Raw genomic sequence first — 26,280 nt, 5'->3', positions numbered from 1 at the left:
AAGTAGGTAATCGCCAGGCTCTCCCTTGAAACCCCCCAGTACGAAAGTACTGGGGGGTTTTGCTTTTGTGGCGGCGAAAAGTGATGGCAGCAAGCATAATTGCTGTTCCGGCCACCTTCTCGCGCTCCTTTAACTCAATCCGAATGCCAGCCGACGGCGAAACCCCGTGGTTTCTTTACCTGCTCGAATGCGAGGGCAACACGATCTACACCGGTATTACCACGGATGTTGAGCGGCGCTTCGCACAGCATCTGGCAGGAACGGGCGCTAAATATACGCGATCGCGCAAGCCCATCCGGATCCTGGGCTGGCAGCGTTTCGAGAATCGCTCGGAAGCTTCAAAGGCCGAAGCAGCGGCGAAGCGGTTGACTTCCGCGCAGAAGCGGATCTTTTGCGTGCAATTGGCGACAGAGATGACCCAAGCCCAGGGCGCCGCTCCTGCTTAAGCATCCCCCCGCACCTTGACCGCCCCGCATCGGCGGCGCCCTTCTTGATCCCGGCAGTGCCTTCTACGCTTCCTTAAGCCTGGTTTAAGGATCGGCCTTTAGGATGGTCCTGTCGCGTCCAGACAGCCCGGACGCCTTAGGTAACCAAGAAAGGAACATCGCCATGATTCGCCAGACGCTTGCACGCTCAGCCATTGGTATTGCTGCCCTGGCCGCTCTTGCCGGGGGGTATACCTATCTGCAGAAGGAAGTCATCACGCCGGGATATGCCGCTCAGGCGCCCGTGACGGCCCCGGCTCAGCCGCTGGCCGTGGCCGCGCCCACCGATTTCTCGAGCATTGTCGACCAGTACGGTCCGGCAGTGGTCAATATCAGTGTCACGGCGCGCGCCCAGCGCACCTCGGCACAGGTGCCGCAGGGCATGGACCCGGATGACCCCTTGTTCCAGTTCTTCAAGCGCTTTGGCCCGCAATTCCAGGGGCCGCAGAATGGCCAGCAGCAACTGGTGCGTGGCCTTGGCTCCGGTTTTATCGTCAGCCCCGATGGCCTGATCCTGACCAATGCGCACGTGGTGGATGGCGCCCAGGAGGTGACGGTGAAACTCACCGACCGTCGCGAATTCAAGGCCAAGGTGCTGGGCGCGGATGCGCAGACGGACGTGGCGGTGATCAAGATCGATGCCAAGGATCTGCCGACTGTGCGCCTGGGCGACCCCTCGCGCGTGCGCGTGGGTGAGCCGGTGCTCGCCATCGGCTCGCCTTATGGCTTCGAGAATACCGTCACCGGCGGCATCGTCAGCGCGAAATCGCGCTCCTTGCCCGATGACACCTATGTGCCGTTCATCCAGACCGACGTCGCCGTCAACCCCGGCAACTCGGGTGGCCCTCTGTTCAACCAGCGGGGCGAGGTGATCGGCATCAATTCGCAGATCTACAGCCAGACCGGCGGTTACCAGGGATTGTCCTTCTCGATTCCCATCGACGTGGCCACCAAGGTGCAGGCGCAGCTGGTGGCGCATGGCAAGGTCACGCGCGGCCGTCTCGGCATCGGTGTGCAGGAGGTCAACCAGGCCCTGGCGCAATCGTTCGGGCTGCCAAAGCCCAGCGGCGCGCTGGTCAACTCGGTGGAGCCGGACAGCCCGGCCGCCAAGGCTGGCCTCAAGCCGGGCGACGTGATCGTGCAGCTTGGCAACGACGTGATCGACCACTCGGGCGACTTGCCCGAGCATGTGGCCGACATTGCGCCGGGCACGCAGACTTCATTGAAGGTGATTCGCAAGGGCGAGCCCCTGACGCTGACGGTGAAGATCGGCAAGGCCAAGGATGCGGCAGTCGCCGGCAAGAATCCCGCCAATGACGCCGGCGGCAAGCTTGGCCTGGCGGTTCGCCCGCTGAGCCCGACGGAGAAGCGCGACAGCGGGATCGAAGGCGGGCTGGTGGTCGAAGATGTTGCCGGGCCGGCAGCCAAGGTGGGCATCCAGGCGGGTGACGTCATCCTGTCCATCAACGGCACGCCGATCAGCTCGGCGGAGCAGTTGCGGGCCCTGGTGGCGAAGTCCGGCAAGCAGGTGGCACTGCTGGTGCAACGCGACGATGCCCGGATCTTTATCCCTCTGGACCTGGGTTAACCACGGAGTTAACCGCGAAGTTAACCCACTGAGTTAACCGCGGCATTAATGGCAGGCGGGCCGGTACGAAGGTATACGTATCGGCCCGCCAAGCCTTAGTGGACGCCGAATTCCAGTGCAATAGGGCTGCCAGAACGCGCGGTAACAGGTATCATCTCGACTGCGAAGCAGGACACGCAGCAACGGCCTTGACCATCCTTGGCCATTAATGCGACATTGTCCTGCAGACTCGATGACACAAGGAAGTCTATGCAGTTGGATTTCACCCGCGCGTCCGCGACCACGGGTACCGAGAGAGCGCGGCGCCTGCCGCAAGCCTCGCCCACCCCACGCCGGCGCAAGAAAGCCGAAGCCCCGCACTGGGAGCGCGGCTACCGTTCGCATTTCTACCGCAATGAGCGCGGCGAGAAACTGGGCGAAGTTCGCCTGTCCGATCGCGGCGACATGCCGGTGGTCTACCACTGGGCCGCAGGCAACTACTCCGGCGCGGAAGGCTCGCTCGCTCACGCCCGCATGCGCGTGGAAGAAACCATCGGCTTTGGCATGCGCCAGCTGGCCCTGTTCTGACTAGAGCCGAATCACTAGTCGACCCGACGCTCTCGCGATAGAGCGACAGCCGCGCGCGCCCCGCGCCGCGACTCCCAGGAGCGCTCCGCTCCGGCATGCCAGGCACATCCAGCCAGATTTACCAGATCCAACGCGCTGCTCCAGCCCCTCGGGCCGATACAGCGTAGCCAGTGCGGCGGACAGATCAGCCCGCTCCCCGGCACCCAACTCCCAGTCTTGCCGCAAGCGCGCTTCAATCGAGACGGCGTTGCGCCAGCATAAAGACGGCAGCCGTCAGGGCAAGCACCGCGATCAGCCGATACAGATCCTCGCAGGCAATCAGCCTGGCCTGTGTGTCCACCAGGCTGGCAAGCTGCGCCAGCGCGGCCTGGTAGGCGTGGCCAGGATCCAGCCCGCGCGCGCTCAAGGCCGCCTGGGCCGTGGCCATCCACTGCTGCGTCTGCGCCGTGTGCTGGCCAATGGCGCCGGTCAGGCTGGTATGCACGGCGAACTGCCGGTTCTGCAAAAGCACGGCGCCGAGCGCGGACGCGAACGAAGCCGCAATCTGGCGCAGCAGGTTCTTGCTGCGGTAGCCGTGGGCGAAGTCGTCGCCTGCCAGCGAACGGAAGGTCAGGCCGGCAATCGGGATGATGACCATCACGCCAAACAGGCCTTTGCCCACCAGTCCCCACGCCAGCGCCGACGGGCCGGCGTTGGGCGGCATCGACGAAAACCACCACGTAGCGCCGGCCATCAGCAGCAGGCCGCTTGCCATCAGCGGCTTCTTGTGCGGCAGCTTCGGGGCCACGCGCAGGTAGACGAAGATCCCGGCCAAGCTGACCGTGGCGGCGAAGGTGTTGAGCCAGCCGGTGGTCGCCAGCGGCAGCCCGAGCGCCTGCTCGGCGTAGATCGGGAAGACGTAGCCGCTCAGGTTGCTGATCAGGTAGTAGGCAAAGTACATGGCCAGCCCGGTCAGGTAGACCGGATTGCGCAGCGCGCGCAGATGGAGCACCGGTGTGCTGTGATGCCATTGCTGCCAGAGGAACCACAACAGCAGGCCGACGCCCGCCGCGCAGATCAGCGCCAGCCGCAGCGGGTGCGAGAAGATATCGAAGCGCGCCTCCGTCATGGCGGCCTGCAAGGTCACCACGGCCGCGCCGAACAGCAGCAGCGGGCCCAGCGCGGGGCCGGGATCGTCTTCGCGCGGCTCGGCGTCCGGCAGCAGCAGCCATGCTCCCAGCGTTGCCAGCGCGGCGAATGGCAACACGCCGTAGAACACGTCCTGCCACACGCCGCGCTCGATCAGCTCCGCCGCCATGGCGGGCGCCAGCGCGGATGCGGCAAAGATCCCCAGCATGAAGATGCGCGAAGCGCGCGGCCGCTCGGCCGGCGCGAACATCACATTGACCAGGATGCGGCAGCTGGTAAACAGCGCTCCGCCGCCCACGCCCTGCACAAAGCGCGCGCCTACGAGTTGCGGCAGCGAATGGCTGGTGGCGGCAGCCAGCGTGCCGGCCATGAAGATCAGCAGCGCGCCGGTGAGGTAGTAGCGATAGCCAAAGCGCTGCGCCAGCCATTGCTGCTTGAGGATCATCAACATGCTGCCCACCGCGTACGCGGCCTGGACCAGGGCGAAGCTGCGCGGATCGGCATCGACGCCGCCAACGATATGGCTCGACGCGAACACGAACATGATGTTCTCGAGGAACTCCACCGACGTGGCCAGCGCGAGCAGCAGCATCACCAGCGTCTGGCGCTGCCGATGGCTGAGCAGGCGCAGCCACCGCAGCCCGAGCCGCAGCGGCCGCAAGGCGGACACTGTCTTCATGGTTCCAGCGTCAGCAGGTTCTGGTGCATGCGGTTGAGCGCGCGCGTGGAGGCGGCCAGGCCGCTTTCGCCTACCGGCCCCCAGGCCTCGGCGTAGGCCGCGTGCACGGCTGGCGCGGTGCGCTCCAGCATGCGGTGGCCGGCGGCGGTCAGTACCAGCTCGGTGCTGCGGCGGTCCTGCGCCGAGGCGCGCCGGCGCACCAGGCCGCGCGTCTCGAGCCCGTCCATCAGCCGGGTCATCTGCGTGCGCGTGGCGTCGAGCGTGATGCCGAGCTCGGACGGCAGGCTGGGCTGGTTGTCGTCGGTGGCGAGCAGGCTGATGGCGAGGTATTGCTGCAGGTCCAGCTCGAATGGCGCCAGTGCGCGATCGATGTGGCTGCGCAGCAGGCGTGCGGTGCGCATCAGCAGCCGGGAAGCCAGGATCAGGTCGCGCGGCGCTTCCGGGTGGCTTGCGCAGAAGCGGTCGATGCGGTCTTCGAAGGACATGGCGGGCAGTCAGGTGATGCCGGGGCAACAGGTCCGGCCCGGCAATGTAATTACAAACGTAATTATATCATCTGAAACAAGTCAAGGCGATGACGTCCCTCGGCGTCCACCCGGTTCAGCGCGCGAGGTGGCGGCAGAGCCGGCGCAGCGCTTGCCGCAGCCCGGCAAGCTCGGCCGAGCGCTGTGCCGGCGCCAGGCGGCCGTAGCGCAGCCGGGTGTAGCGATTGCTGAAATCCTGCACGGCCAGCGCGGCAGCCGGGAGGGCGCGAGCGGCCCGCGCGGCAAAATCCAGCGGCCCTTCGGACGGCGCGCGCACGCAACCGCGGCGTGCCAGCTGACGGCAGAAGCGTGCGTAGGCGGCCTGCACCGGATCGATCCGGCGGCGCCTGAGCACGAGTGGCACGAGCGCCAGCAGGCTGAGCGCCGCCAGTCCGCCCAGCAGGACCTGCGGCACGCTGTCGCCGATGCCGAGCTGCTGCATCAGCCGGGCCTGCTGGCCGCGATCGAATTGCAACACCCAGCGCTGCCAGGTGTAAACCATGCCATCCATGCCCCAGCGCAGGTTCCGCAGCCAGCCTGGGTCTCGCATCGCGCGCAGCGCTTCGATCTCGCTGGCCTCCAGCGCGGCGTCGATGCCGCGCTCGACCCGGCTTGGCGCCACCGCGCTGGTGGGATCGGCGCGCACCCAGCCGCGCCCCTCGAGCCAGATTTCCGCCCACGCATGGGCGTCGGCCTGCCGCACGATGTAGTTGCCACCGATCGGGTTGTACTCGCCGCCTAGATAGCCAGTGACCACCCGCGCCGGCACGCCGGCCGCGCGCATCAGGAACACGAAGCTGCTGGCGTAGTGCTCGCAAAAGCCGCGCCGCGTGTCGAACAGGAAACTGTCGACCTGCTCGCGGCCAAGCGGCGAAGGCGAGAGCGTGTAGCTGAACGGCGCGGCGGCAAACAGTCGCAGCGCGGCCCGCGCCCGCTGGGCGGGATCGGGGTATTGCTCCGCCCACTCGGCGGCGAGCGCACGGGTGCGCGGGTTGCCCGGCGGCAATGTCAGCGCCAGCTCTCGCGTCGCCGGATCGAGCGGTTGCGCCACGGCCGGGGCCGAACGCGCGCGGTAGCGCAGGCGCCGGTCGACCGGGTCGCGCGTGAAAAACTCACCGTCGGCATTGATCACCGCGCCGGCGCCGGGGGCAATCGCCTGGCCACGGTCGAGCAGGAACAGCCACGGGTGCTGGTTGGGCTCCAGCGTGATGCTGTAGTTGACGATGCCGTTCGCCAAGGCCTTGCCAATCGTCGCGCCGGGGCCCGCATCTGCAGCGATGTCATCGGCAGCCGGCAAGCCCGGCGCCGGCTGCGCGCGCCGCTGCCGCATGGGAGATGGCCGCCAGGTCTGGCCGTCGAATTGCCACAGCACCAGCGCGCGCCAGTACAGGGCACTGGCCGGCAAGGGGCCGCCTTCCACGTCGGCGCGCAGCGCGACTTCGGTCGACTGGGTGAGCCGGCTCACGCTGCCCGGGCTCATGGTGTCGCTGATGCCGGTGGTGGCCACGGTCTCGGCTTGCGGGAGGCGCCACAGCGGGCGATCCAGGCGCGGGAACAGGAAAAAGAGCAGGAGTGCCCAGGGCAGCCCGATCAGCGTCAGGCGGCCGAGCAACGGCCACACGGCGAGATAGCCGCGCGCCTCGGGATGCCCGAGAAAGAGCCAGTTGCGCAGCAGCCAGGCAGCGATGGCCAGGCTGTACAAGGCCAGCCAGAACGGCTGGTCGAACAGGTACAGGCTCAGCAGCAGGTAAAAGCAAAGCTGGGTCACCAGCGTGGCATCGGCCAGCACCCGGCACTCCAGCAGCTTGAGCACGACGAAGGCACCCAGCAGCGCCACCGACAGGTCGCGCCCCATGTTGCCGCCGGCCTGCCAGACCAGCGCCGCGGCCACCAGCATCACCAGCCCCGCGATAAGCCCGAGCATCAGGCGCGAGGGCAACGGCGCGCGCTGGCGCCACAACAGCCAGCGCCAACCCATCAGCAAGACCAGCAAGACGCTGATGGTCACCGGCATGCTGCGCGCTTGCGGCGCGAGCACCAGTGCCAGCTGGCCCAGCAGCAGGCCGTGCTCTTCGTGTGCAAGGGGGCGCGGTGGCATCTTCACCGCGAGCCTTCCGGCGCGGGTTGCCCGGCGCGTCCCGGCCACAGCGCCAGCGCCTCGAGGCAGGCACGCCGATGCGCGCCGCCGCGGCCGGGCGGGATCTCGACCCCGGGCAGGCGCAGGCCAATTTCCATGGTGTCGCCCGCGGCCACCACCCAGGCGCACAGGCGCGACAGCCGCGCCTCGTTGGTGAGTGTTTGCGGCAGGGCCTGCCAGTCCAGCCAGCAGGTCGGCAGGCTGCCGGCCTCGCCGGTGCGGCTTACCCAGCGGCCGGTGCGCGCGCTATGTTTCCAGGCGATGCGATGCAGCGGATCGCCGCTGCGATAGCGCCGCAGTTGATCCACGCCGTCGTCCGAGGGCAGGGATGCCGCACCATCGTCGTCGGGCTGCGCGGCAAACGGCAGCGGCGGCGCGCCAGGCTCGGGCTTTGGGTAGACCAGCGCGGCTAGCGGCAGGTCGGCATAGCTCCACACCCGGAACAGCCCAAGAGGAAAACGGCTCGACAGCGTGACGCGCGGCAGCGCCAGCCAGCCGCGCTGGCTGGTGGGCAGGTGCAAGGTCAGCTGGCCGGTGGCGTCCCGGGCCAGGCTCAGGCTGGCCGGCAACGTTGCGGCCTGGGCCGGCAGGCTTGCATCCACGCCGATGCGCACCCCCGCGTCGCTGCCTGAGATGCGCAGGCTGAATGCGGCCGGATCGCCGGCAAAGGCTGGCGCCGCGCTGGCGCCGGCCACCGTCATGTCGAGCAGGTTGCGGTAGGCCTGCCACATGCAGGCCATGCCGATGCCGCCGAGCACGAAGGTGAGGGCGAAGCCCAGGCTGATGTTGTAGTTCAGCGAGGTCAGCAGCATGGCCATCAGCAAGGCCGCGAAGCCCACGCCCGCCCGGGTGGGCAGGATGTACAGGTGACGGCGGTCCAGCGTTACCACGCCTTGCCGGGGTGCGCGCTGGCGCTTGAGCCAGGGTGGCGAAGCCCATGCCAGCCACTTGGGGTCAGGCGCGGCCGGGGATGCCGTGCGCGGCGCAGGGAACGGCCGGCTGCGCGGCATCGGGCGTCAGGGAATGGCCACGGTGGCCAGCAGGCGGGCCAGTGCCTCCTGGCCACCGCCGGCCCCGCCGCAGGGCAGCAGCCGGTGGCCCGCCACCGGCACGAAGACCGCCTGCACGTCTTCGGGCAGCACGCTATCGCGCTGGTGCAGCAGCGCCCAGGCGCGCGCACAGGCCAGCAGCGCCAGGCCCGCCCGCGGCGACAGCCCGGCGGCAAAGGCCGAGTGCGCGCGCGTGGCCTGCACCAGGGCCAGGGCATAGTCCACCAACGCCGGGCCGGCATAGACCTGGGCCGCGGCCTGCTGCAGCGCGGCCACCTGCTCGGCATCCATCACGGGCGTGCCGGCCGCGGGCGCCGCGCCGCCGAGGTAGAGCACGCGCTCGAAGGCCGGATCGGGATAGCCCAGCGACAAGCGCATGGTAAAGCGGTCGAGTTGGGATTCGGGCAGGGCATGGGTGCCGATCTGGTCCAGCGGATTCTGCGTGGCGATGACGAAGAACGGGGACGGCAAGGCGTGGGTGACGCCGTCGTGGGTGACTTGTCCCTCCGCCATCGCCTCCAGCAAGGCGCTCTGCGTCTTGGGCGTGGCGCGGTTGATCTCGTCGGCCAGCACCACCTGCGCGAAGACCGGGCCGCGATGGAAGCGGAATTCCGCGCTGTCGCGCATGAAGACGGAGACGCCGATCAGGTCGGCGGGCAGCAGGTCGCTGGTGAACTGCACGCGCTGGAACTGCAGCCCGAGCGTGCGCGCCAGCGCGTGGGCGAGCGTGGTCTTGCCCACGCCCGGCAGGTCCTCCAGCAGCAGATGGCCACGTGCCAGCATGCAGGCCAGCGCCAGCCGGATCTGCCGGGGCTTGCCCAGGACGATGCGGCCAAGCTGGGCTTCCGCTTCGGGGAGCGATGCGACGATGCGTGGGCGAGCTGTCACGTGAAGCCTGCGGGTCGGAAGGAGGACCCGGCCATTGTAGCGGCGTGCATGCACGCGAGAACAGTCTGTTTGCGCACGCAATGGGCACGCAATGGGCACGCAATGGGCACGCAACATACGCGGGGCGCGCCGATTCGCCCGGCTTCTGGCATTATCGAAGCTGTCGGCCCAGCCAACCCTTCATCCGCTGCAATGAACTCCCCGCTTGCTGTCCCGCCGGGTGCCGCTTCCAAAGTGGCTTCCACGGCTTCCACGGTTTCTACCGCTTTGGCCACCCCTGCGGCCATCGCCCCGACCGCTGCAGACTTGAACGAACTCAACCGCGCCTTTCATGCCGACGGTTATATCGTGCTGCGCGGCTTTGCCCCGCCCGCGGTCTGCGACCAGCTCGAGCAGGTCGCGCGGGCGCAACTGGCCGCGGCGGTCGCGCCGGTCGAATATGAAGCCGAGCTAGGCTATCCCGGCGCGCCCGCAAGCCGCGACGCGGCCGGAGGGGCCACGGTGCGGCGCTTGCGCCAGGCCTACGGGCGCGACGACGCCTTCCGTGCATGGGCCGCCGATCCCGCGGTGACGCAGGTGGTGGCGACCTTGCTGGGCGAGCCGGTGCGCCTGACTCTCGCCCACCACAACTGCGTGATGACCAAGCATCCGCACTATGGCAGCCAGACTGGCTGGCATCGCGATACCCGCTACTGGTCGTTTGCCAGCCCGGAGCTGGTGACGGTATGGCTGGCGCTTGGCCGCGAGGATGAGAGCAACGGCGTGCTGCGCGTGATTCCCGGCTCGCACACGGTCGCGCTCGAACCCGGCCAGCTCGATGCGGCGGAATTCCTGATCGAGTCGCATCCGGCCAGCCAGGCCATGCTGCAAGGCGTGCGGCCGCTGGCCCTGGAGCGTGGAGACGTGCTGCTGTTCGACAGCCGGCTGTTTCACAGCGCCGGCCAGAACGTCTCCGAAGCGGTCAAGCTGTCGGTCGCCTTCGCCTACCACGGTGCCAGCAACCATCCGATGCCGGGCACCCGCTCGGCCGAGTTCGGCAGCGTCGAGCTGCCCGCGCCGGCAACGCCCACGCCCTGACCGGGGCGGCGCGTCAGGTCCGCAAGCTGATCAGGTTCGAGATTTTCTCGGAGGCGGCCAGCAGCGGCGGCAGAAAGTTGCTGGCCATGTCGTCGGCGCTGGTGCGGTTAGCCTGGCCGCTGATATTGATGGCGGCGATGACCTGGCCGGCACGGTTGCGGATCGGCGCGGCCAGCGAGACCAGCCCTTCTTCCAGTTCCTGGTCGTTCAGCGCCCAGCCGCGCACGCGGATGCCGGCGATGATGGCCTTGAGTTCGGCGGGATCGGTGACGGTGTGGCTGGTACGAGCGCGCAGCTCGCTGGCGCCCAGCACGCGGTCGAGCTCCTCAAGCGGCAGGCCGGCCAGCAGCACGCGGCCCATCGACGAGCAATAGGCCGGAAGCCGGCTGCCGATGGACAGGTTGATCGTCATGATCTTGCGCGCCGGCACCCGCAGCACGTAGACAATCTCGGTGCCGTCCAGCACGGAGATCGAGCAGCTTTCGTGCACTTCCTGCGACAAGGCCTCCATGATCGGCTCGGCCAGGTTCCAGAACGGCATCGAGGTCAGGTAGGCAAAGCCGAGGTCGAGGATCTTGGGCGTCAGGCGGAACAAGCGGCCATCGGCGCGCACATAGCCCAGGCCGACCAGGGTCAGCAGGATGCGCCGCGCGCCGGCGCGGGTCAGGCCGCTGGCCTGCGCGATCTCGCTCAGCGTCTGGGCGGGGTGCTGCGCGTCAAAGGCACGGATGACCGAGAGCCCGCGTGCAAAAGACTGCACATAGGTATCGCTCGGCTTCTCCGGGCCCGGCGCGGCGTCGGGCGGCACGGAAGCATCCGTGGCCGGGCGGTCGGAATTGTCGGGAGCGGCAGGGCTGGCCATCGGTTGGTTCGGCTGATTGCCGAATACACACGGAAAGGCCGAAAGGGTAGAGGAAATGCGGGGCGCGCGCCAGTGGCGCGCCCGCTGCGCGCATAATGGCGCGCGTTTGGGAAACATAGCTTGTAAAGGAAACATCGCCTGGTGAACGAGACAATCCAGTGGAACGATTGGGAAGCCTTCTGCTGCGTGGTGGAGCAAGGCACTTTCACGGCCGCGGCGGAGCAGCTCGACTGCCCCAAGTCCCGGGTCTCGGCAGCGGTGGCTCGGCTCGAGTCGGCCATCGGCTCGAAGTTGCTCCAGCGCACTACCCGGCGCATGCGCCTGACCGATGCCGGCAGCGCCGTGTACCGCGACGTGGCGCCCTTGTTCGCGAGGCTGCGTGAGATCCGCCAGGAAACACTGGCGCGCGAGGAGCGGGTGCAAGGCGTGCTGCGCATCGCCGCGCCGTATGAGTTTGGCGCCCAGCAGCTGGGCGGCGTGATCTGCCGTACGCTCGCGGCCCACCCTGCGCTGGACGTGAAGGTGGAGATTTCGCAAGGCATGGTCGATCCCATCCGTGACGGATTCGACGTCGCCTTTGTCGCGGTCGATGCCGACCTGCCCGATTCCGGGACGGTGGCGCGGCGTATCTATCATGTGGAGCGCGGCCTGTTCGCGGCGCCGGCGCTGGCAGCCGGCCTGCCGCTGCAACTGCAGCCCGAAGACCTGGCCAACCTGCCGACCCTGACCACGCCCGGCGACGGCATGTGGGAGTTCACCCGCGACGGCGAGCGCGTGGCGGTACCGATCCGGCCGCGCATGCAGACCGCCAACGCCGAACTGCGCCTGCAGGGCGCGCTGGCCGGCCTTGGCATTGCCCGCCTGTCGCTGATCTATTGCGAGGCGGAAGTTGCCCAGGGGCGGCTGGTGAAGGTGTTGCCTGACTACCCGCCGCCACCGCTGCGCGTTTTTGCCTTGCTGCCCGACCGCCGGCTGCAGCCGCGCAAGGTGCGTGTCTTCATGGAGGCGGTGGAAGCCATGATGGCCTCCGAACTGCAGGACCGAAACGACGCAGCCGCACCCGGCCCGTGAGGGCTGGCGCGGCTGTGGGGGGGCATTGCGGTTGGGGTGGGCGGCTGGCAGGCCTGCCCATTGCCGCGCTGACAATGCTGCTCACACTGTGAGCACTTGCTGACTAACTAACACTAACTAACTGTCTCTTCCATCCCTGGCGAATGCCAGGTTGCGCTCAGGCGCCGTCGCTGAAGCTGCTGCGGGGCTCGTTCACGCCACGAGCACCGTCGGTGTACGGGTCGCGCGGGCCGGCATGGGCGCCATCGGTGAACGCGTCACGCGGGCCGCTGCGGGCACCGTCGGTGAACGCGTCGACAGTGCGGCCGATGCTGCCATCGAGGCGGGCCAGGTCGGAAACCGGCGTGCTGGCGTGCGCCGAGGCGGCGGCCATCGACAGGCCGATGGCGCAGAGGAGGGAAACGGCGAGGGTGCGGGGTTGTGCGAGGGTCTTCATGATGCTTTTCTTCCTTCGGGCATGTCGTGGTGTGTTCCACGTTGGCTGTAATGTATGCCTCCAGCTGCCTAGGAAAAAGCGTCAATCACCAAAACACTGTTCGCCGCCATGGACAATGCCCCGGGCCTGAACCCGGGGCATCTGCCGGCATCCCTTGCCGGACGGGTCTTCAGAGGCCTTCAGAGGCCTTCAGAGGCCTTCAGAGGCCGAAACGCGCGCCGAACAATCCCGCGCCAAGGCGGGCAATGATCATCAGCAGGATCTGTGCGATCACAAAGAGCGCCAGCGGTGAGATATCGAAGCCGCCCAGGCGAGGCAGCACGCGGCGGATCGGGCGCAGCAGCGGCTCGGTCAGGTGGTTGATGGCGGGCGTGACGGGCGAGTGCGGGTTGACCCACGACAGGATCGCCATCAGCAGCGTGACCCACATCACCATGCTGATGCCCCACTTCAGCACGTTGAGCAAGGCGATCAGCAGGATCAGCGGCAGGTAGGCCAGCGGATCGGCGCTGGAGACCAGCAGCACCAGCAGCAGGAACGCCAGGGCGGTCAGCCAGGCGCCGATCACGGTGGCCCAGTCAATGCCGCCAAGGCCGGGGATGACCCGGCGCAAGGGCCGCACCAGCCAGTCGGTGACCTGGAATACGCCTTGCGAGACGGGGTTGCGCGTGGGCAGTCGTGTCCATTGCATCCACAGGCGCAGCAGCAGCGCCATGCCGAACAAGCTGAAGACGGTATCGAGCAGGAAAAGGGCGATTTCCGTGAACATCGGTTTCGGTTCCGGTGGAAGTGTGATGTCGGCAGTCAGGAGTGTCTGCGAACGCACAGATTCTGCCATACCCGCATCGGCACAGGTCGAAACCCTGGCCTGGCTCATGAACCTGGCATTGCCGCACGTCTGCGGAACTGCCGGGGGCAGCCCCTATAATGAGCGTCGAGCCAAGTTCCCCAGCGCCTGGACGCTGCCCCCTTATGACCCGTCAGCCTGCCGCATCCCAATCCCCGCTTGCCAAGCAGGATTTCGAGGCACTCTCCGATTTTCGCTACCAACTGCGGCGTTTCCTGCGGTTTTCAGAAGATGCCGCCCAGAACGAAGGGCTGACCGTGCAGCAATACCTGCTGATGCTGCATATCCGCGGCTGCGCCGGCAAGGACTGGGCATCGATCGGCGAACTCGCCGAGCGGCTGCAGGCCAAGCAGCACGGCGTGGTCGCGCTGGTCAACCGCTGCGAGGCGGCCGGCCTGGTCAAGCGCAAGGCCAACCCGGATGACCGCCGCATTGTCGAGGTCCACCTGATGGCCAAGGGCGAGCGCTTCCTGAACCGGCTGGCCATGCTGCACCGGAGCGAGCTGGAATCGCTGCGCGGCACCTTCCGCGTGGCACGCCTTACAGCCTTCAACGACGATGGCGCGGAGCGCGCCTGAACGCCCTGATGCGCCACTGAAGCGCCCTTGACGCGCCCTTGCAGCGGGCAAGAGCGCTTTTTTAACCCGGCAGGCGCTCCCCGTTACAGGCAGTTACCAATCACAAGCCTCGGTGACACCCGAGCCGCTCCTGCGGCACTAGACTCGCGCGCATTCCCACTCGCGTTGCTACCGCAGGAGTTCTCCCGATGCCTTTCCCTTCTTTTCCCCTTCGTACCGGCGCGCTTGCCTTGCTTGCCGCGGGCGCCCTGGCCGGCTGCGTGACCGCGCCATATGGCGGTGGGTATGGTGGCTACGGGGCCTACGGCAATTCGGGCACGTACGGCAGTAGCACGCAGGTGAGCGGCGCTTATCCCGTGGCCTATCCGCAGCAGGGCTACCAGCAACCGGCCTACCCGCAGGCCGACTATTCCCAGTCCGGCTACCCGCAGGTGCCGGCGCAAGAGAGTTATCCCCAGCAGGGCTACCCGCAAGCCGGCTATCCCCAGGCGAGCCAGCCGCAAGCCGCCTACGGCAACGACGCCTATGGCGTGCGCTATGGCCAGGTTGAATCCATCGAGATGTTGCCGGGACAGCCGGCAAGTGGCGGCGTTGCCGGCACTTTGATCGGCGGCATGGTGGGCGGCCTGCTCGGCCACCAGGTGGGCGGCGGCCGCGGCAACACGGTGGCGACCATCGGCGGCGCGGTGGTCGGCGCGATGGCTGGCAACGAGGTGGAGAAGCGCACCAACACGGCACCGCCCGCGTACCGCATCCGCGTGCGCACCACCGACAATGGCTACCTCACGCTGACCCAGTCGACGCCGTACAACCTGCGCAACGGCGACCGGGTCAAGGTGCAGAACGGCGTGGCAATGCCTTACTGAGGATGGGGTTGCCGGGATCTTCTATTGTGTAAGGGTTCCCGGGCGGGGAGGCGGCTGCGGGAACTACAGCAAGGCAGCCGACTGGCAGAGCTACGCGCTGGCGGCGCAGCGGCTCGTGACCGGACAGAATCCCGCCTCGGCGGCCGCCGCCGAGGCCTTGCTGAGATTGCTGAAGCCTTGATGGTCTACAAGCCCGCGTCTACAAGCCCGCCCCGAACAAGCCCGCGTAATCCTCGCGCAATTGCCGCTTGAGCAGTTTGCCGGCGGTGTTGCGCGGCAGGTCGGTCACCAACACGATGCGCTTGGGCACCTTGTACGGGGCGAGCGCGGCGCGGGCATGGGCAAGCAGCGCATCCTCCTCGGCGCGCGTCTCGCGCTTGAGCACCACGCAAGCCGCCACGGCCTCCACCCACCTGGGATGCGGCAGCGCGAACACGGCGACTTCCGCCACGGCTTCATGCTGGTACAGGCACTCCTCGACCTCACGGCTGGACACCAGCACGCCGCCGGAATTGATCACGTCCTTGATGCGGTCGACCACATAGAGATAGCCGTCCTCGTCCATATAGCCCAGGTCGCCCGAGTGGAACCAGCCGCCGCTGAAGGCCTCGGCGGTCTGCTCGGGCTTGTCCCAGTACTCGGTGAGCAACTGCGGCGAGCGGTGCACGATCTCTCCGAGCTCGCCGGGTTTGGCGTCCCGCATCTTCTCGTCGACGATGCGGGTTTCCACATTCAGCACGGGCCGCCCGGCCGAGGCGGGCCGCTCGCGGTGCGCCTCGGGGCCGAGCACCGTGGCCAGCGGGCCGATCTCGCTTTGTCCGTAGCAGTTGAAAAAGCCCAGCGCGGGCAGGCGCTCGCGCAGTTCCAGCAGCACCGGCAGCGGCATGATCGACGCGCCGTAATAGGCCTTGGTCAGCGAGACCAGCTGGCGAGGATCGAAGTCCGCGTGGCGCAGCAGCGCAATCCATACGGTGGGCGGCGCAAAAAAGCTGGTGATGCCGGCCTCGTGCACCGTGCGCAGGCAGAAGCCAGGCTCGGGACTTTGCGCCAGCAGGATGCTGCCGCCCATCAGCAGCAGCGGCATCAGGAAGACATGCATCTGCGCGGAGTGGTAGAGCGGCAGCGCGGCCAGCGAGTAATCCTCCGCCTTGATGTCGCACGTGGCGATGGCGCTCATGTACTCGGCCAGCAAGGCCCGATGCGTCAGCACCGCCCCCTTGGGCGCGGAGGTGGTGCCGGAGGTGTAGAGGATCTGCGCTGGCATGGCATCGTCGAGCGTGGCGAGGATCTCCCCGGCAGGGCCCTTGGCCGCCGTCAGCACGTCGCGCTCGCCGCCGCCGTAGAGGCTGCCCAGCAGCAGGCAGGGTAGCCCGTCGACGTGCGCGGCCAGCGCCGGGTCGGCGAACAGCGCGCTGGCGCCGGACTGGGCGACGATGTACTCGACCTCGCCGCGCGTCATCGAGAAATTCACCGGCACATGGATCAGCCCGGCGCGCAGGCAGCCCAGCCACAGCAGCACGTAGGCATCCGAATTCTTGCCGAACGCCGCGACGCGGTCGCCGGGGCGCAGGCCCCACCGCTGCAGCGCGGCGCCCACGCTGGCCGCCGCGGCCTCGAGCTCGCGATAGGTCCAGCTGCGTTCGCCGAAGCGCAGCGCCACCTTGTCGGGGCTGCGCCGTACCGCGCGGGCGAGGGCATCGGGGATGGTATTGCGCAGGACGCGCTGCTGCTCTGACTGCATGGTGGTCTCCGTTATGGTTTTAGGGTCCAGCAAGTCTTGAGAGCCGATTTCCGCAGGGCTGGGTTGCGTCATGGCATCCCTGGCGCAAGCACGATGGCATGGCTGCGGCGTTGGCGTTCGAGGGGCCAGCATACGAGTGGGCCGGCGCCGGCGCAAGCCGCCCTGGCGTGGGGGGAGGGTGGGAGACGCCGGGCAGGACGCCCGGCGCAAGGGGAAGATAACAGCGAGGCCCCGCGCCTCGGTTGGGCCGTGGCGCGAGTGTGCAGCCCGATGGCTGCAGCTGGCTCAGGCGGACAGCACGCCAGCCAGGAAGGTCAGGGCACGGCCGTGGGCCAGCACGGCGGACGGCTGATGATACGAGCCGCGCGCCCAGCAGTTGAAGCCGTGATCGGCCTGGGCATAGACATGGATTTCCGCCTGGCGGTTGCCGGCCACGGCCGCGCGCACCTTCTCGACGGCATCCGCCGGGATATGGGCATCGAGCGCGCCGTAGTGGAACTGGACCGGCACCTTGATATTGGCGGCTTCCTGCAGGTTGTTCTGGATGCCGCCGCCATAGTAAGGAACCGCCGCATCGACCAGGCCGCGCGCGGCGCTCAGGTAGGCCATCAGGCCACCGAAGCAGTAGCCCACCGCCGCAATCTTCGCGCCCGCGTCGAGCTGGCCGCGCAATACCTTGGCGGTGGCGGCGATGTCTTTCACCGCGAGCTCCACATCCACCTTCTGGCGCAACTCCATGGCGCGCGCCATGTCCGCGCCCGCATAGCCCAGTTCCACGCGCGGCGCCTGGCGCCAGAACACGTCGGGCGCCAGCACCACGTAGCCGTCGAGGGCGTACTGGTCCGCTACCGCGCGAATATGCTCATTGACGCCAAAGATTTCCTGCACCAGCACGATGCCCGGGGCATTGGCGGCTTTGCCCGTGGGCGGCAGGGCCAGGTAGGCGTCGAAGGCGCCGCCTTCGGTTTCAACGCGGATCCATTGGCTTTTGCTGTGGTTCGGCATGGTGGCTTGCTCCATTGAGTTTGATAGGGAGGACAAAGATCCGGCAGACCACAAGTGTGCCACTGTCCGGGCAGACGTGCCGGGCGTGCCGCAGCCCGGCGTGCCTGGCGGATCAACTTGCCGGCTGGATGCCAGGCAGGAACTCGATGCCGGTGCGCTTCACCAGTTCGCCATAGGAGATCGGCTTGCCCGGCCGGGCGGCATCGGAGTTCTCGATCCAGTGCGCCCAGGCGCGGTTGGTCGACGGGTCGTAGACGAGCTTGTAGAGATACGTGGGGACCCAGACCTTGCCATTGCCGATGGTGCGGACGTTGCCATCGAAGACCGGGCCCGTGATGACATAGATGTCGCCGGCCGCGCGCATGGCGTACTTGCGCGTGGCTTTTTCGATGGAAGCCCACGCCTTGCGGTTGTTCTGGCTGTACTGCGGCACGACGTTGGCAAGCGTGAACGACTGCGACATGGCTTGCGCGGTCGGCTGGTCGGCGGCAGGCGACATGTGGCCACGGTCCAGGCCCTCATTGCCCTTGTAGTCGTCCAGTTCCGCCCGCTCCGCGCGGGGCAGGCGCGCATCGGAGAAGAAGCGATTGGTTCGCGCCTCGTCCCTGGCGTCGATCAGCTGCGCGCGCGACAGGCGCTCGGCTACGTACAGCGGGGTCTTGCTGCGGCCGGAGTGCATGACCGCAAAGGCGTCATAGCAGAGCGGGCGCAGCTTGAGCTCGGCCGAGCTCGGTGCCTTGGGGGCCGCGCTTTGCGCGAAGAATTGAGGACATTGGGAAAAGCCGCCGGAAGCGCTGGCCATGCCAGATGCCAGGCACAGCGCCACCGAGAAAAAAAACTTCTTCATGCGAGAAATGAATCCTTACAACTTGCAGATGGAATAGACGAGAAGAGCCGATCGCGCGCGTGGCGCAGACGGCGCAGGCCGCGCGCGGGCGTCGGGCATTCTGCCAGATAGAAACGCGATGCGAAACGACGCGCAACCTACATAGACCAGCGCGTCAATGCGACAGTTCTCATTCAGTGCCGCGGCTGCTTCTATAATCGCGCTCTGCATAATCACCACGCGCCTGCATCTCCACGGCGCATACCACCATGCTCAACCGGCTGGAAATGCTGAGGATCTTCTGCGCGGCAGCGGAGTCGGCTTCGTTCAAGGCCGCGGCGGTGCGGCTGGGCACGTCGCCGCAAACGGTCACGCGCGCAGTCAAGGATCTCGAGGAAGCCGTGGGCGAGCCGCTGTTCCACCGCAACACCCGCCAGATCCGCATCACCGCCGCCGGCGAGCAACTGGCCGAGCGCGCCCGCGCGGCGCTGGTCGATGTCGACAGCTTGTTCGCTCATCCGGCCAGCCGCTCGGACACGGAGCTCAAGGGCGTCGTGCGCATTACCGCGCCGAGCACGCTTGGGCGGCAGCATCTGCTGGTGGCGCTGCGGGAGGTAGCGCTGGCGCATCCGGGCATCACGCTCGACATCCGGCTCTCGGACCAGGTTGCCGATGTGGTCGACGACGAGATCGACATCGGCCTGCGCCTGGGCATGTTCCGCGACCAGCGGCTGGTGGCGCGCATGACGACGCGGGTGGGCTTCCATGTCGTGGGCACGCCGGAGCTGGTGGCGCGCGTGGGCAAGCCGGCCGACCTGGCCCAACTCGCCGCGCTGCCCACCACGGGCTTGATCGACCGCAGCAGCGGCCGTGCGTGGCCGTGGTATTTCGCCCAGGGCGAGCAGTTCAACCCGCGCGCGCCAGCCTTTCTCACCGATGACCCGGAGACCGAGATGGAGGCGATCCTCTGCGGGCTCGCCTACGGGCAGTTGCCGGACTATCTCGCGCAGCCCCATCTGCGCACGGGCCGCCTGGTCAGCGTGCTGGACCGCTTCGCGCCCGCGCCGTGGGGCCTGTACATCTACCGCTCGCGCCGTAGCCCGGTGCCAATGCGTATCCGGCTGGTGTTCGATGCGCTGGTGGCTTACTTCGGCGACAAGGACGCAGTACCGGCGCGCTGAGCGCGCTTCCCGTCACCCGCGGGCTTGAATGCGTGGCGCCGCGGGATACGGCCGCCGGGCACAGTTGGCTATGAGCCGTGAGCTGCCATCTGGTAAATTCCAAAAAATGGAATACTGAAATCAGAACGTTTCCATTTTTATTGATCGCTGGCGCCAACATAATCACTTCGGTCGGCAGGCAACGGGCCTGCAGTTTTCCGGAGTGAACAATGAGCACGAACATCGCAGGCAAGGTTGTAGTCATCACGGGCGCAAGCAGCGGGCTGGGCGAAGCCACCGCACGTCACCTGGGCGCGGCGGGCGCCTCGCTGGTGCTCGCCGCGCGTCGCGGCGACCGCCTGGAAACCCTGGCCGCCGAGATCCGCGCCAAGGGCGGCAAGGTGGAAGTGGTGGTCGCCGACGTGAGCCGGCGCGCCGATGTCGAGGCCTTGGTGCAAAAGGCCATAGCCAGCTTCGGCCGCATCGACGTCATGATCAACAACGCGGGCCTCATGGCCATTGCCCCCATGAGCGAGGCCAAGGTCGAGGAATGGGAGCGCATGATCGACATCAACGTCAAGGGCGTGCTGTATGGCATTGCCGCTGCGCTGCCGGTGTTCCAGAAGCAGGGCGCGGGGCACTTTATCAATATTGCCTCGGTCGCGGGCGTGAAGGTGTTCAGCCCGGGCGGCACGGTGTACAGCGGTACCAAGTTCGCTGTGCGCGCCATTTCCGAAGGCCTGCGCCATGAAACCGGGGGGGCGATCCGCACCACGGTGATTTCGCCGGGCGCCGTCGATTCGGAGCTCAAGCTGGGCAGCTCCCACGCGCAAAGCGCCAAGGTGGTGGGCGAGTTCTACCAGCAAGCCATCCCGGCCGATTCGGTGGCCCGCGCCATCGCCTATGCGATCGAGCAGCCGGCCGACGTGGATATCAACGAGATTGTGCTGCGCCCGACCGTGCAGGAATTCTGAGCGATTCGGACAATGAGGCCGCGTCCCTGTGGATCAGGCAGCGCGCGGCGTCTTGCGGCTGCGCATGCCCGAGGGGCGCACCTGCTGCAGGGTGCGCAGGCTCTGGATGGCATCTTCGATCGCCTCGATGCCTTGGGTGAGGCGGTCGCGGGCCTGGCCCAGCGCGGTCTGGGTCTCGGCGTCGAAGATCGCCAGGTGATCAAGCGAGTCGACCTCGGCCTGCAACTGGCCGACTAGCCGTCGCAACTGCGCGGTGCTGTGTGATGCGGTGGAACGGATTGCCATTGCGGTCTCCGGAAAGGCAGGGCGCACACTCGTAAGGTAGAACGTATGCGCCGGAAAGGACAAACACTTTCTCGGTGCATGCGTGCGTTTAACGCGTTTGGCAACACATCGCAACGAATCCTCAACGGCAGCCAGGTGGCGCGAGGGCGATGGCATGATCCTTGCCAGCGTGAACACCGCCCCCCTGCGCCGCGCCGGGCCAGCCGAGCGCGAGGGCCTGGCTGGCATCGCATCCTCAGAAGATCTGCCGCATGCCAAGCATGACGCCGACCCGCGTCGTGCCGCCGGCCGCTGTCACGGGGCTGCCTCCCCAATATTCCGTCTCGCGCCCCACCGCGCCGCCGCGCGCCTTCATCGCATCGACTTCCAGGAACAGGCTGGTTCGCTTGGAGAGCGCGTAATCCGCCACCGCCGCAATGGCGTGCGCCGAGCCGGCCCCGAGCCACCGGGGAGTGGCCTGGAACTGCGTGGTGACGCCGCCGCTTTGCTGGTAGCGATAGTACGCAGCCGACAGGTGCAAGGCCTGCGTGGCCTGGTATCCGAGTCCGGCAAAGTAGATGCCGAAGCGCGCGGCGCCAGCATCCTCGCGGCGACCCATATGCCCCAGGTAGAGGGTGGACTTGCCAACGGCGTACGAGCCACCCGCCGACCAGTTGCGGATGGTGTTGGCGCCGTTGGCCGTGCGCCGCTGGTCGTAGGACACGCCGAGCGCGAGCGGCCCCCCCTGGTACATGATGCCGCCTCCGAGGGTCTGGCCTTTGCTCGTGCTGCCGGCCTGCTCGCCAAAACCGTAGTCCAGTTGCACCGTCACCGGCCCCAGGGTGCCCTTGTAGACCGCGCTGTTGTTGATGCGGTAGTCCTGGAAGAAGATATCGCCGCCCAGGTACAAGGGGTCGGACCAGAAATTGCCCCAGCTCTGGTCCAGCGGGTTGAAGCTCCAGCCCACGTTGTTCAAGGCGTTGTACTGGCGGCCGAAGGTCAGGCTGCCCCATGCGGTGGCGAGGCCGACGTAGGCCTGCCGGCCGAACAGCGCGTTGTAAGCGGTCATCCCGTTGTCGGTGCCAAAGCCGTTTTCCAGCAGGAACACCGCCTTGTTGCCCCCGCCCAGGTCTTCCTCGCCCTTCAGGCCCCAGCGGCTGCCGCCGATGCCGCTCGATACCAGTTCTGCCTGGTCGCGGTGCAAGCCGTCGATATTGCTCGTGTAGCGCACGGCGGTGCTGATCACGCCGTACAGGTTGACGCTGGATTGCGCGTGGATACTGCCGGCGGCGGGCAACAGGGCTCCCGCAAGCAGCCAGCGCAAGGCTGTCTTGTGCATCGATGTCTCCTCCGGTCCGTCGATTCTGTCGATTTGCCTGGTAGCCGGGTGTCATCCCCGGCTTGGCGGGTACTGGTTGTGGTAACTACAGGTCGAGGACGATCCGCGGCCCCTTGGCCCGGGACACGCAGATCATCATGGTCTTCTGGGCGGCCTTCTCGTCGTCGCTCAGGTACTGGTCGCAGTGCTTTGCCTCGCCTTCCAGAATGCGGGTCTCGCAGGTTCCGCACACCCCTTCCCGGCACAGGCACTCGACACTTGCCGCGGTTTCGCGTTCGATGGCCTTGAGGATGGTTTCGCCACTGGCTACCTCCACGGTCTTGCCGGATTTCGCCAGCACCACCGAGAAGGCGTCGCCGTTTTGCGGCGCCGCGGCGAACTGCTCCCAGTGCACACGGTCCTTTGAAACTCCATGTGCCGCCGCTGCGTCCTGCACGGCGCCTATCAGCGGCTGCGGGCCGCACACATAGACATGCGCGTCGTCCTGCAGGTTGCCCAGCAGCGCGGCCAGGTCAAGCTTCTGGCCCAGGCTGTCGACATAGAAGCGGAACCGGTCGCTATCCGGCGCGCTGGCAAGCTCGTCGCGAAAGGCCCCATGCTCCGGGCTGCGAAAGGCGTAGTGCAGCTCGTAGCGCGCGCCACGCCGGCGCAGGTCGTGCAGTTGCGACATGAAAGGCGTAATGCCGATGCCGCCGGCAATCAGGACGTGGTGCCGCGCTGCCTCGCGCAAGGCGGACATATTGTTCGGCGTGGTGATGGTCAGCGTGTCGCCAGCGCGCACCTTGTCGTGCATGAAGGCGGAGCCGCCTTTGGACCGTTCCTCGCGCCGCACTCCGATCTGGTAGCAACTGCGGTCCTCGGGTGAGTTCATCAGCGAATACGCGTTGCTGTAGCGCTGGCCGCCGTCTTCCATCTGCACGATGACATGGCCGCCGCCGGTGAAGCCCGGCATGGGGCCGCCTTCCGGAAGCGCCATCGTGAAGCGCTTGATCTGGGGCGTGACGTCTTCGATGCGGGTGACGGTGACGCGCATCGACTGGTAGGGGTTGCCCATGCTGCTTCCTTCTTTCCTTATGCTCGGTATCTTTCCCGTACGGGGCTTACAGCGCCATGCACAGGTATTTCTTTTCCAGGTAGTCGTCGATGCCGTAGCGCGAGCCTTCGCGGCCCAGGCCCGACTGCTTCACGCCGCCGAACGGCGAGACTTCGTTGGAGATCATCCCGGTGTTGATGCCGACCATGCCGTACTCGAGCTGTTCGGCGACACGCCAGACGCGGCCGATATCGCGGCTGTAGAAATAGGCGGCCAGGCCATAGATGGTGTCATTCGCCATGTGCACCACATCCTGTTCGGAGGAGAAGCGCACGATCGGCGAAACCGGCCCGAAGATCTCTTCGTCGAGCACGCGCATGCCGGGCATCACTTCGGTCAGCACCGTGGGTTCGAAGAACTGCTTGCCGGCGGCATGGGGCCGGCCGCCGATACGCAGCTGCGCGCCTTTGCTGATGGCATCGTCGACCAGTTCGCTGACCTTGGCCACGGCCTTGTGGGTGATCAACGGACCGATCTCGCTGCCCGCGGTGAAGCCATTGCCGACGCGCAGCGCGGCCACCTTGCCAGCGAACAGCTCGACGAAGCGGTCGTACACCGCGTCGTGCACGTACAGCCGGTTCACGCACACGCAGGTCTGCCCGGCATTGCGGTACTTCGCCTGCAAGGCGCCTTCGACAGCGGCTTCGACATCGGCGTCGTCAAAGACGATGAAGGGCGCGTTGCCGCCAAGCTCCAGCGAGACCTTCTTGATGGTGCCGGCGCATTGCGCCATCAGGAGGCGGCCCACGGGCGTCGAGCCGGTAAACGACAGCTTGCGCACCAGCGGATGGCTGGTCAGTTGCCGACCGATGGCGACCGCGTCACCGGTGACAACGTTGATCACGCCCGGGGGAATGCCGGCCCGCAAGGCCAGCTCGGCCAGCGCTAGCGCGGTGAACGGCGTCTCGTTCGCGGGTTTGACCACCATGGTGCAGCCGGCGGCGAGGGCCGGCGCGGCCTTGCGGGTAATCATCGCGGCCGGGAAATTCCACGGCGTGATGGCCGCGCAGACACCGATCGGCTCCTGCACCACCACCAGCCGCTTGTCGGCCGCAGGCGAGGGGATGACGTCGCCATAGAGGCGCTTGGCTTCTTCGGCAAACCACTCGATGAACGAGGCGGCATAGCGGACCTCGCCCAGTGCTTCCTGCAGGGGCTTGCCTTGCTCGCGCGTCATCAGTGCGGCAATGTCGTGCTCGTGCTGCAGGATCAGCTCGAACCACTTGCGCAGCAAGCCGGCGCGCTCCTTGGCGGTGCGTTGCTTCCAGGCGGGCAACGCGGCGTTGGCTGCCTCGATGGCGGCGACGGTTTCCGCCTCGCCCATTTGCGGCACGGTGCCGACCTGTTCGCCCTGGGCCGGATCGAGTACCGCCACCGTGTCGCCGGACGCGGCATCGCACCAGCGGCCATTGATGAAGGCCTGTTGCCGGAACAGCGTGTCGTCGTTGAGTTTCATGCTGGCTCCTTTGGCTTAGGCGGGCTGGTATTGCTTGGCCATCTTTTGATGGAAATGCACGATGCCGTGTTCGCTGATACCGCTGCGCTGCTGGTCGACCATGATGCGACCCTGGCAGCGATAGCCGCGCGATTTCAGGCCGCGCTGCACGCTCTCAACCAGGCGCAGGTCTTCGGGCCGGAACACATCGCGATACCACTCGACCAGCTTCTGTTGCTCTTCGGTCAGTTCCTTGTTGAGGAAATAGATCTCGTAGTGCTGCAGGGTGACTTCGGCGCTGGCCGGGAACTCGTAGATCACCGTCATGAAGTTGGCGCCGGGCGGCACATTGAACATCGTGCAAGGCCACGCCCAGAAGCCGGCGAAGCTCGGGTCCTTGACCGACTCGTCGAGCTTGAACGATTTCTCGGACGATTTGGCATGCCCGAACTGCAGCGACCAGTTCTCGTGCAGCGTGTGCCAGTACTTGTCGACCTGCACCGAGTCCGCGAAACTGGGGTGCGCGGGGCCGCAGTGATAGCACTCCATGTAGTTGTCGACGATGCTCTTCCAGTTGGCCGGCGTCTCGGTCACGAAGCGCGCGCCCAGGTGCAGGTCGTCGATCACGGGGCAGGCTTCACGCATGCGAGCCTGCAAGCCCGGCAGTTGCTCCTCCACCGTGCCGGCGTCCGGGTTGAGGTTGATAAAGACGAAACCGGCGTACTCCTCGACCTTGACTGGCACCAGGCTGGACTTGTCCTTGTCGAAGTTGGCGACGTTCTCGCAATTGCGTGCGTGGGCCAGGTCGCCGTTGAGCTTGAAGGTCCAGGCGTGATACGGGCAGGTGATCACGTTCTTGGCGCGGCCGCTGCCCGAGAGCAGCTCGTGGCCGCGATGCGGGCACACGTTGTAGAAAGCGCGCAGCACGTTGTCGCGGTCGCGCAGCACGACGATGTTCTCGCCGATGACCTGGCGCGTGATGTAGTCGTTGGGCTGGGCCAGTTCACTGCGGTGGGCGACACAGATCCAGCTGTTGGCAAAGACCTTTTCCTTCTCGAAGTCGAAGACCGCCTCGTTGGTGTAGTACGACTTGGGCAGGGTCCATGCGTTTTCGGGGTCGGCGCAGAACTCAGGTGCGAGCGGAGCAATATTCTTCATGATCTATGATGGTTAACCGTTAATCAGTGTTTAACAAATTGTGCAAAAAGAAAGCCCGTTGCCGGGCCGGCGTTTCAAAGCGTCGCGGTAGCGGACTGGTCGCGCGGCAAGGCTTCGGGAGGCCGGCCGTCGCACGCCCGGGCGCCGGCATTCCGGATGGGGACGAACCCGGCTTCGATGTCATGCGCGGGCACGTTGCCGTAGTCTTGCAGCAGCCAGCGGAACAGGCCGAATAGCTTGATGGCGAGGATCACCAGGAAGGGGATCGCGGTCAGCACCACGGCGGTCTTCATGGTCTCGAGCGATGCCTTGGTAAACAGCATGGCCAACGGTACCAGCGTTAGCAGCACGCACCAGAACACGCGGCTGCCCGGCGCGGGGTCTTCGCCCTCGCGCAGATTGCGCGTGGTGGTGGCGGCCACGGCATAGCAGGCTGCTGAAGTACTAACCGCACAAGCGGCAAGACTTCCCACTGTATGGTTGATGTGCCGCCTATTTTTCAC

26 protein-coding genes and 1 pseudogene are annotated in these 26,280 nt (G+C 66.9%); 10 read left to right on the top strand and 17 right to left on the bottom strand.

The genetic code is table 11. The features are described from left to right. The first annotated feature begins 143 nt into the window (after positions 1-143). From ACGLHR_RS39660 to ACGLHR_RS39650, 3 genes are all read left to right on the top strand, one after another. Positions 144-446 (top strand): GIY-YIG nuclease family protein, encoded by a 303-nt coding sequence (locus ACGLHR_RS39660; protein WP_400101040.1) that lies wholly within the window; start codon positions 144-146, stop codon positions 444-446. 163 nt (positions 447-609) lie between these two features. Continuing rightward, positions 610-2,073 (top strand): DegQ family serine endoprotease, encoded by a 1,464-nt coding sequence (locus ACGLHR_RS39655; protein ID WP_400101038.1) that lies wholly within the window; start codon positions 610-612, stop codon positions 2,071-2,073. A 249-nt stretch (positions 2,074-2,322) separates the two neighbouring features. Beyond that, a complete protein-coding gene (locus ACGLHR_RS39650) occupies positions 2,323-2,640 on the top strand; it encodes a hypothetical protein (RefSeq protein ID WP_006164639.1) in 318 nt (105 codons plus the stop codon). Between the two features lie 232 nt (positions 2,641-2,872). Here ACGLHR_RS39650 and ACGLHR_RS39645 read toward each other — a convergent pair whose 3' ends face one another. The 5 genes from ACGLHR_RS39645 to ACGLHR_RS39625 form a co-directional block, all read right to left on the bottom strand. Next, positions 2,873-4,447 carry an MFS transporter gene (locus ACGLHR_RS39645; protein WP_400101037.1) on the bottom strand — a complete coding sequence of 525 codons (1,575 nt, stop codon included), beginning with the start codon at positions 4,445-4,447 and terminating at the stop codon, positions 2,873-2,875. Further along, on the bottom strand, positions 4,444-4,932 hold the full coding sequence (locus ACGLHR_RS39640) for a MarR family winged helix-turn-helix transcriptional regulator (RefSeq protein ID WP_400101035.1): 489 nt from the start codon (positions 4,930-4,932) through the stop codon (positions 4,444-4,446). Before ACGLHR_RS39640 ends, ACGLHR_RS39645 begins: the two co-directional genes overlap by 4 nt. 115 nt (positions 4,933-5,047) lie before the next feature. Then, positions 5,048-7,075 carry a DUF3488 and DUF4129 domain-containing transglutaminase family protein gene (locus ACGLHR_RS39635; protein WP_400101033.1) on the bottom strand — a complete coding sequence of 676 codons (2,028 nt, stop codon included), beginning with the start codon at positions 7,073-7,075 and terminating at the stop codon, positions 5,048-5,050. After that, on the bottom strand, positions 7,072-8,118 hold the full coding sequence (locus ACGLHR_RS39630) for a DUF58 domain-containing protein (protein ID WP_400101031.1): 1,047 nt from the start codon (positions 8,116-8,118) through the stop codon (positions 7,072-7,074). Before ACGLHR_RS39630 ends, ACGLHR_RS39635 begins: the two co-directional genes overlap by 4 nt. Positions 8,119-8,124: 6 nt before the next feature. Next, entirely contained in the window at positions 8,125-9,045 is a 921-nt protein-coding gene (locus tag ACGLHR_RS39625; RefSeq protein ID WP_400101029.1) for an AAA family ATPase, read from the bottom strand. 192 nt (positions 9,046-9,237) lie between these two features. Between ACGLHR_RS39625 and ACGLHR_RS39620 the strand changes: the two genes are divergently transcribed. Continuing rightward, entirely contained in the window at positions 9,238-10,122 is an 885-nt protein-coding gene (locus ACGLHR_RS39620; protein ID WP_400101027.1) for a phytanoyl-CoA dioxygenase family protein, read from the top strand. 13 nt (positions 10,123-10,135) lie between these two features. Here ACGLHR_RS39620 and ACGLHR_RS39615 read toward each other — a convergent pair whose 3' ends face one another. After that, positions 10,136-10,984 (bottom strand): IclR family transcriptional regulator, encoded by an 849-nt coding sequence (locus ACGLHR_RS39615; RefSeq protein WP_400101025.1) that lies wholly within the window; start codon positions 10,982-10,984, stop codon positions 10,136-10,138. A gap of 141 nt (positions 10,985-11,125) precedes the next feature. Between ACGLHR_RS39615 and ACGLHR_RS39610 the strand changes: the two genes are divergently transcribed. Continuing rightward, on the top strand, positions 11,126-12,055 hold the full coding sequence (locus ACGLHR_RS39610) for a LysR family transcriptional regulator (protein WP_150991598.1): 930 nt from the start codon (positions 11,126-11,128) through the stop codon (positions 12,053-12,055). Positions 12,056-12,212: 157 nt separating this feature from the next. Here the strand turns inward: ACGLHR_RS39610 and ACGLHR_RS39605 are convergent, their stop codons facing one another. Together ACGLHR_RS39605 and ACGLHR_RS39600 are read right to left on the bottom strand one after the other, a co-directional pair. After that, the gene (locus ACGLHR_RS39605) at positions 12,213-12,491 is read right to left on the bottom strand and encodes a hypothetical protein (RefSeq protein ID WP_400101023.1); all 279 of its coding nucleotides are present in this window, start codon (positions 12,489-12,491) and stop codon (positions 12,213-12,215) included. 199 nt (positions 12,492-12,690) lie between these two features. Then, on the bottom strand, positions 12,691-13,260 hold the full coding sequence (locus tag ACGLHR_RS39600) for a YggT family protein (protein WP_400101021.1): 570 nt from the start codon (positions 13,258-13,260) through the stop codon (positions 12,691-12,693). Between the two features lie 203 nt (positions 13,261-13,463). Here ACGLHR_RS39600 and ACGLHR_RS39595 point away from each other — a divergent pair, with 203 nt between their 5' ends. The 3 genes and pseudogenes from ACGLHR_RS39595 to ACGLHR_RS39585 all read left to right on the top strand — a co-directional run. Next, positions 13,464-13,916, top strand: a complete 453-nt coding sequence (locus tag ACGLHR_RS39595) for a MarR family winged helix-turn-helix transcriptional regulator (RefSeq protein WP_400101019.1) — start codon at positions 13,464-13,466, stop codon at positions 13,914-13,916. Between the two features lie 188 nt (positions 13,917-14,104). After that, complete coding sequence (locus ACGLHR_RS39590) at positions 14,105-14,782, top strand: glycine zipper 2TM domain-containing protein (RefSeq protein WP_400101017.1); 678 nt, start codon at positions 14,105-14,107, stop codon at positions 14,780-14,782. A gap of 58 nt (positions 14,783-14,840) precedes the next feature. Continuing rightward, positions 14,841-14,963: pseudogene (locus ACGLHR_RS39585) on the top strand (type 1 glutamine amidotransferase domain-containing protein); the annotation flags it as partial. An 18-nt stretch (positions 14,964-14,981) separates the two neighbouring features. Here ACGLHR_RS39585 and ACGLHR_RS39580 read toward each other — a convergent pair. The 3 genes from ACGLHR_RS39580 to ACGLHR_RS39570 form a co-directional block, all read right to left on the bottom strand. Continuing rightward, the gene (locus ACGLHR_RS39580) at positions 14,982-16,523 is read right to left on the bottom strand and encodes a fatty acyl-CoA synthetase (protein WP_400101015.1); all 1,542 of its coding nucleotides are present in this window, start codon (positions 16,521-16,523) and stop codon (positions 14,982-14,984) included. 285 nt (positions 16,524-16,808) lie between these two features. Then, positions 16,809-17,528, bottom strand: a complete 720-nt coding sequence (locus tag ACGLHR_RS39575) for a dienelactone hydrolase family protein (RefSeq protein ID WP_400101013.1) — start codon at positions 17,526-17,528, stop codon at positions 16,809-16,811. A 112-nt stretch (positions 17,529-17,640) separates the two neighbouring features. Further along, positions 17,641-18,375 carry a DNA/RNA non-specific endonuclease gene (locus ACGLHR_RS39570; RefSeq protein WP_318233977.1) on the bottom strand — a complete coding sequence of 245 codons (735 nt, stop codon included), beginning with the start codon at positions 18,373-18,375 and terminating at the stop codon, positions 17,641-17,643. Positions 18,376-18,623: 248 nt separating this feature from the next. On the opposite strand from ACGLHR_RS39570, the gene ACGLHR_RS39565 reads away from it, so the two are divergent. Together ACGLHR_RS39565 and ACGLHR_RS39560 are read left to right on the top strand one after the other, a co-directional pair. Further along, positions 18,624-19,535: a LysR family transcriptional regulator gene (locus ACGLHR_RS39565; RefSeq protein WP_400101011.1), complete on the top strand. Its 912-nt coding sequence runs from the start codon at positions 18,624-18,626 to the stop codon at positions 19,533-19,535. 209 nt (positions 19,536-19,744) lie between these two features. Continuing rightward, positions 19,745-20,488: an SDR family oxidoreductase gene (locus ACGLHR_RS39560; RefSeq protein WP_318233979.1), complete on the top strand. Its 744-nt coding sequence runs from the start codon at positions 19,745-19,747 to the stop codon at positions 20,486-20,488. 33 nt (positions 20,489-20,521) lie between these two features. Here the strand turns inward: ACGLHR_RS39560 and ACGLHR_RS39555 are convergent, their stop codons facing one another. The 6 genes from ACGLHR_RS39555 to ACGLHR_RS39530 form a co-directional block, all read right to left on the bottom strand. Continuing rightward, positions 20,522-20,773, bottom strand: a complete 252-nt coding sequence (locus ACGLHR_RS39555; protein ID WP_400101009.1) for a hypothetical protein — start codon at positions 20,771-20,773, stop codon at positions 20,522-20,524. 235 nt (positions 20,774-21,008) lie between these two features. After that, on the bottom strand, positions 21,009-22,091 hold the full coding sequence (locus ACGLHR_RS39550) for a porin (protein ID WP_400101007.1): 1,083 nt from the start codon (positions 22,089-22,091) through the stop codon (positions 21,009-21,011). An 85-nt stretch (positions 22,092-22,176) separates the two neighbouring features. Beyond that, a complete protein-coding gene (locus ACGLHR_RS39545) occupies positions 22,177-23,145 on the bottom strand; it encodes a PDR/VanB family oxidoreductase (RefSeq protein WP_400101005.1) in 969 nt (322 codons plus the stop codon). 46 nt (positions 23,146-23,191) lie between these two features. Further along, positions 23,192-24,640, bottom strand: a complete 1,449-nt coding sequence (locus ACGLHR_RS39540; RefSeq protein WP_400101003.1) for an NAD-dependent succinate-semialdehyde dehydrogenase — start codon at positions 24,638-24,640, stop codon at positions 23,192-23,194. A gap of 15 nt (positions 24,641-24,655) precedes the next feature. Beyond that, a complete protein-coding gene (locus ACGLHR_RS39535; RefSeq protein WP_400101001.1) occupies positions 24,656-25,777 on the bottom strand; it encodes an aromatic ring-hydroxylating dioxygenase subunit alpha in 1,122 nt (373 codons plus the stop codon). A gap of 74 nt (positions 25,778-25,851) precedes the next feature. Next, positions 25,852-26,280, bottom strand: a 429-nt coding sequence (locus ACGLHR_RS39530) for a BCCT family transporter (RefSeq protein WP_400100999.1), incomplete at its 5' end; no start/stop codon positions are given.

The sequence above is a fragment of the Cupriavidus sp. CuC1 genome, from assembly GCF_044627735.1.
Classification (GTDB): Bacteria; Pseudomonadota; Gammaproteobacteria; order Burkholderiales; family Burkholderiaceae; genus Cupriavidus; species Cupriavidus ulmosensis.
This window is presented reverse-complemented; position numbering and strand designations above follow the sequence as displayed.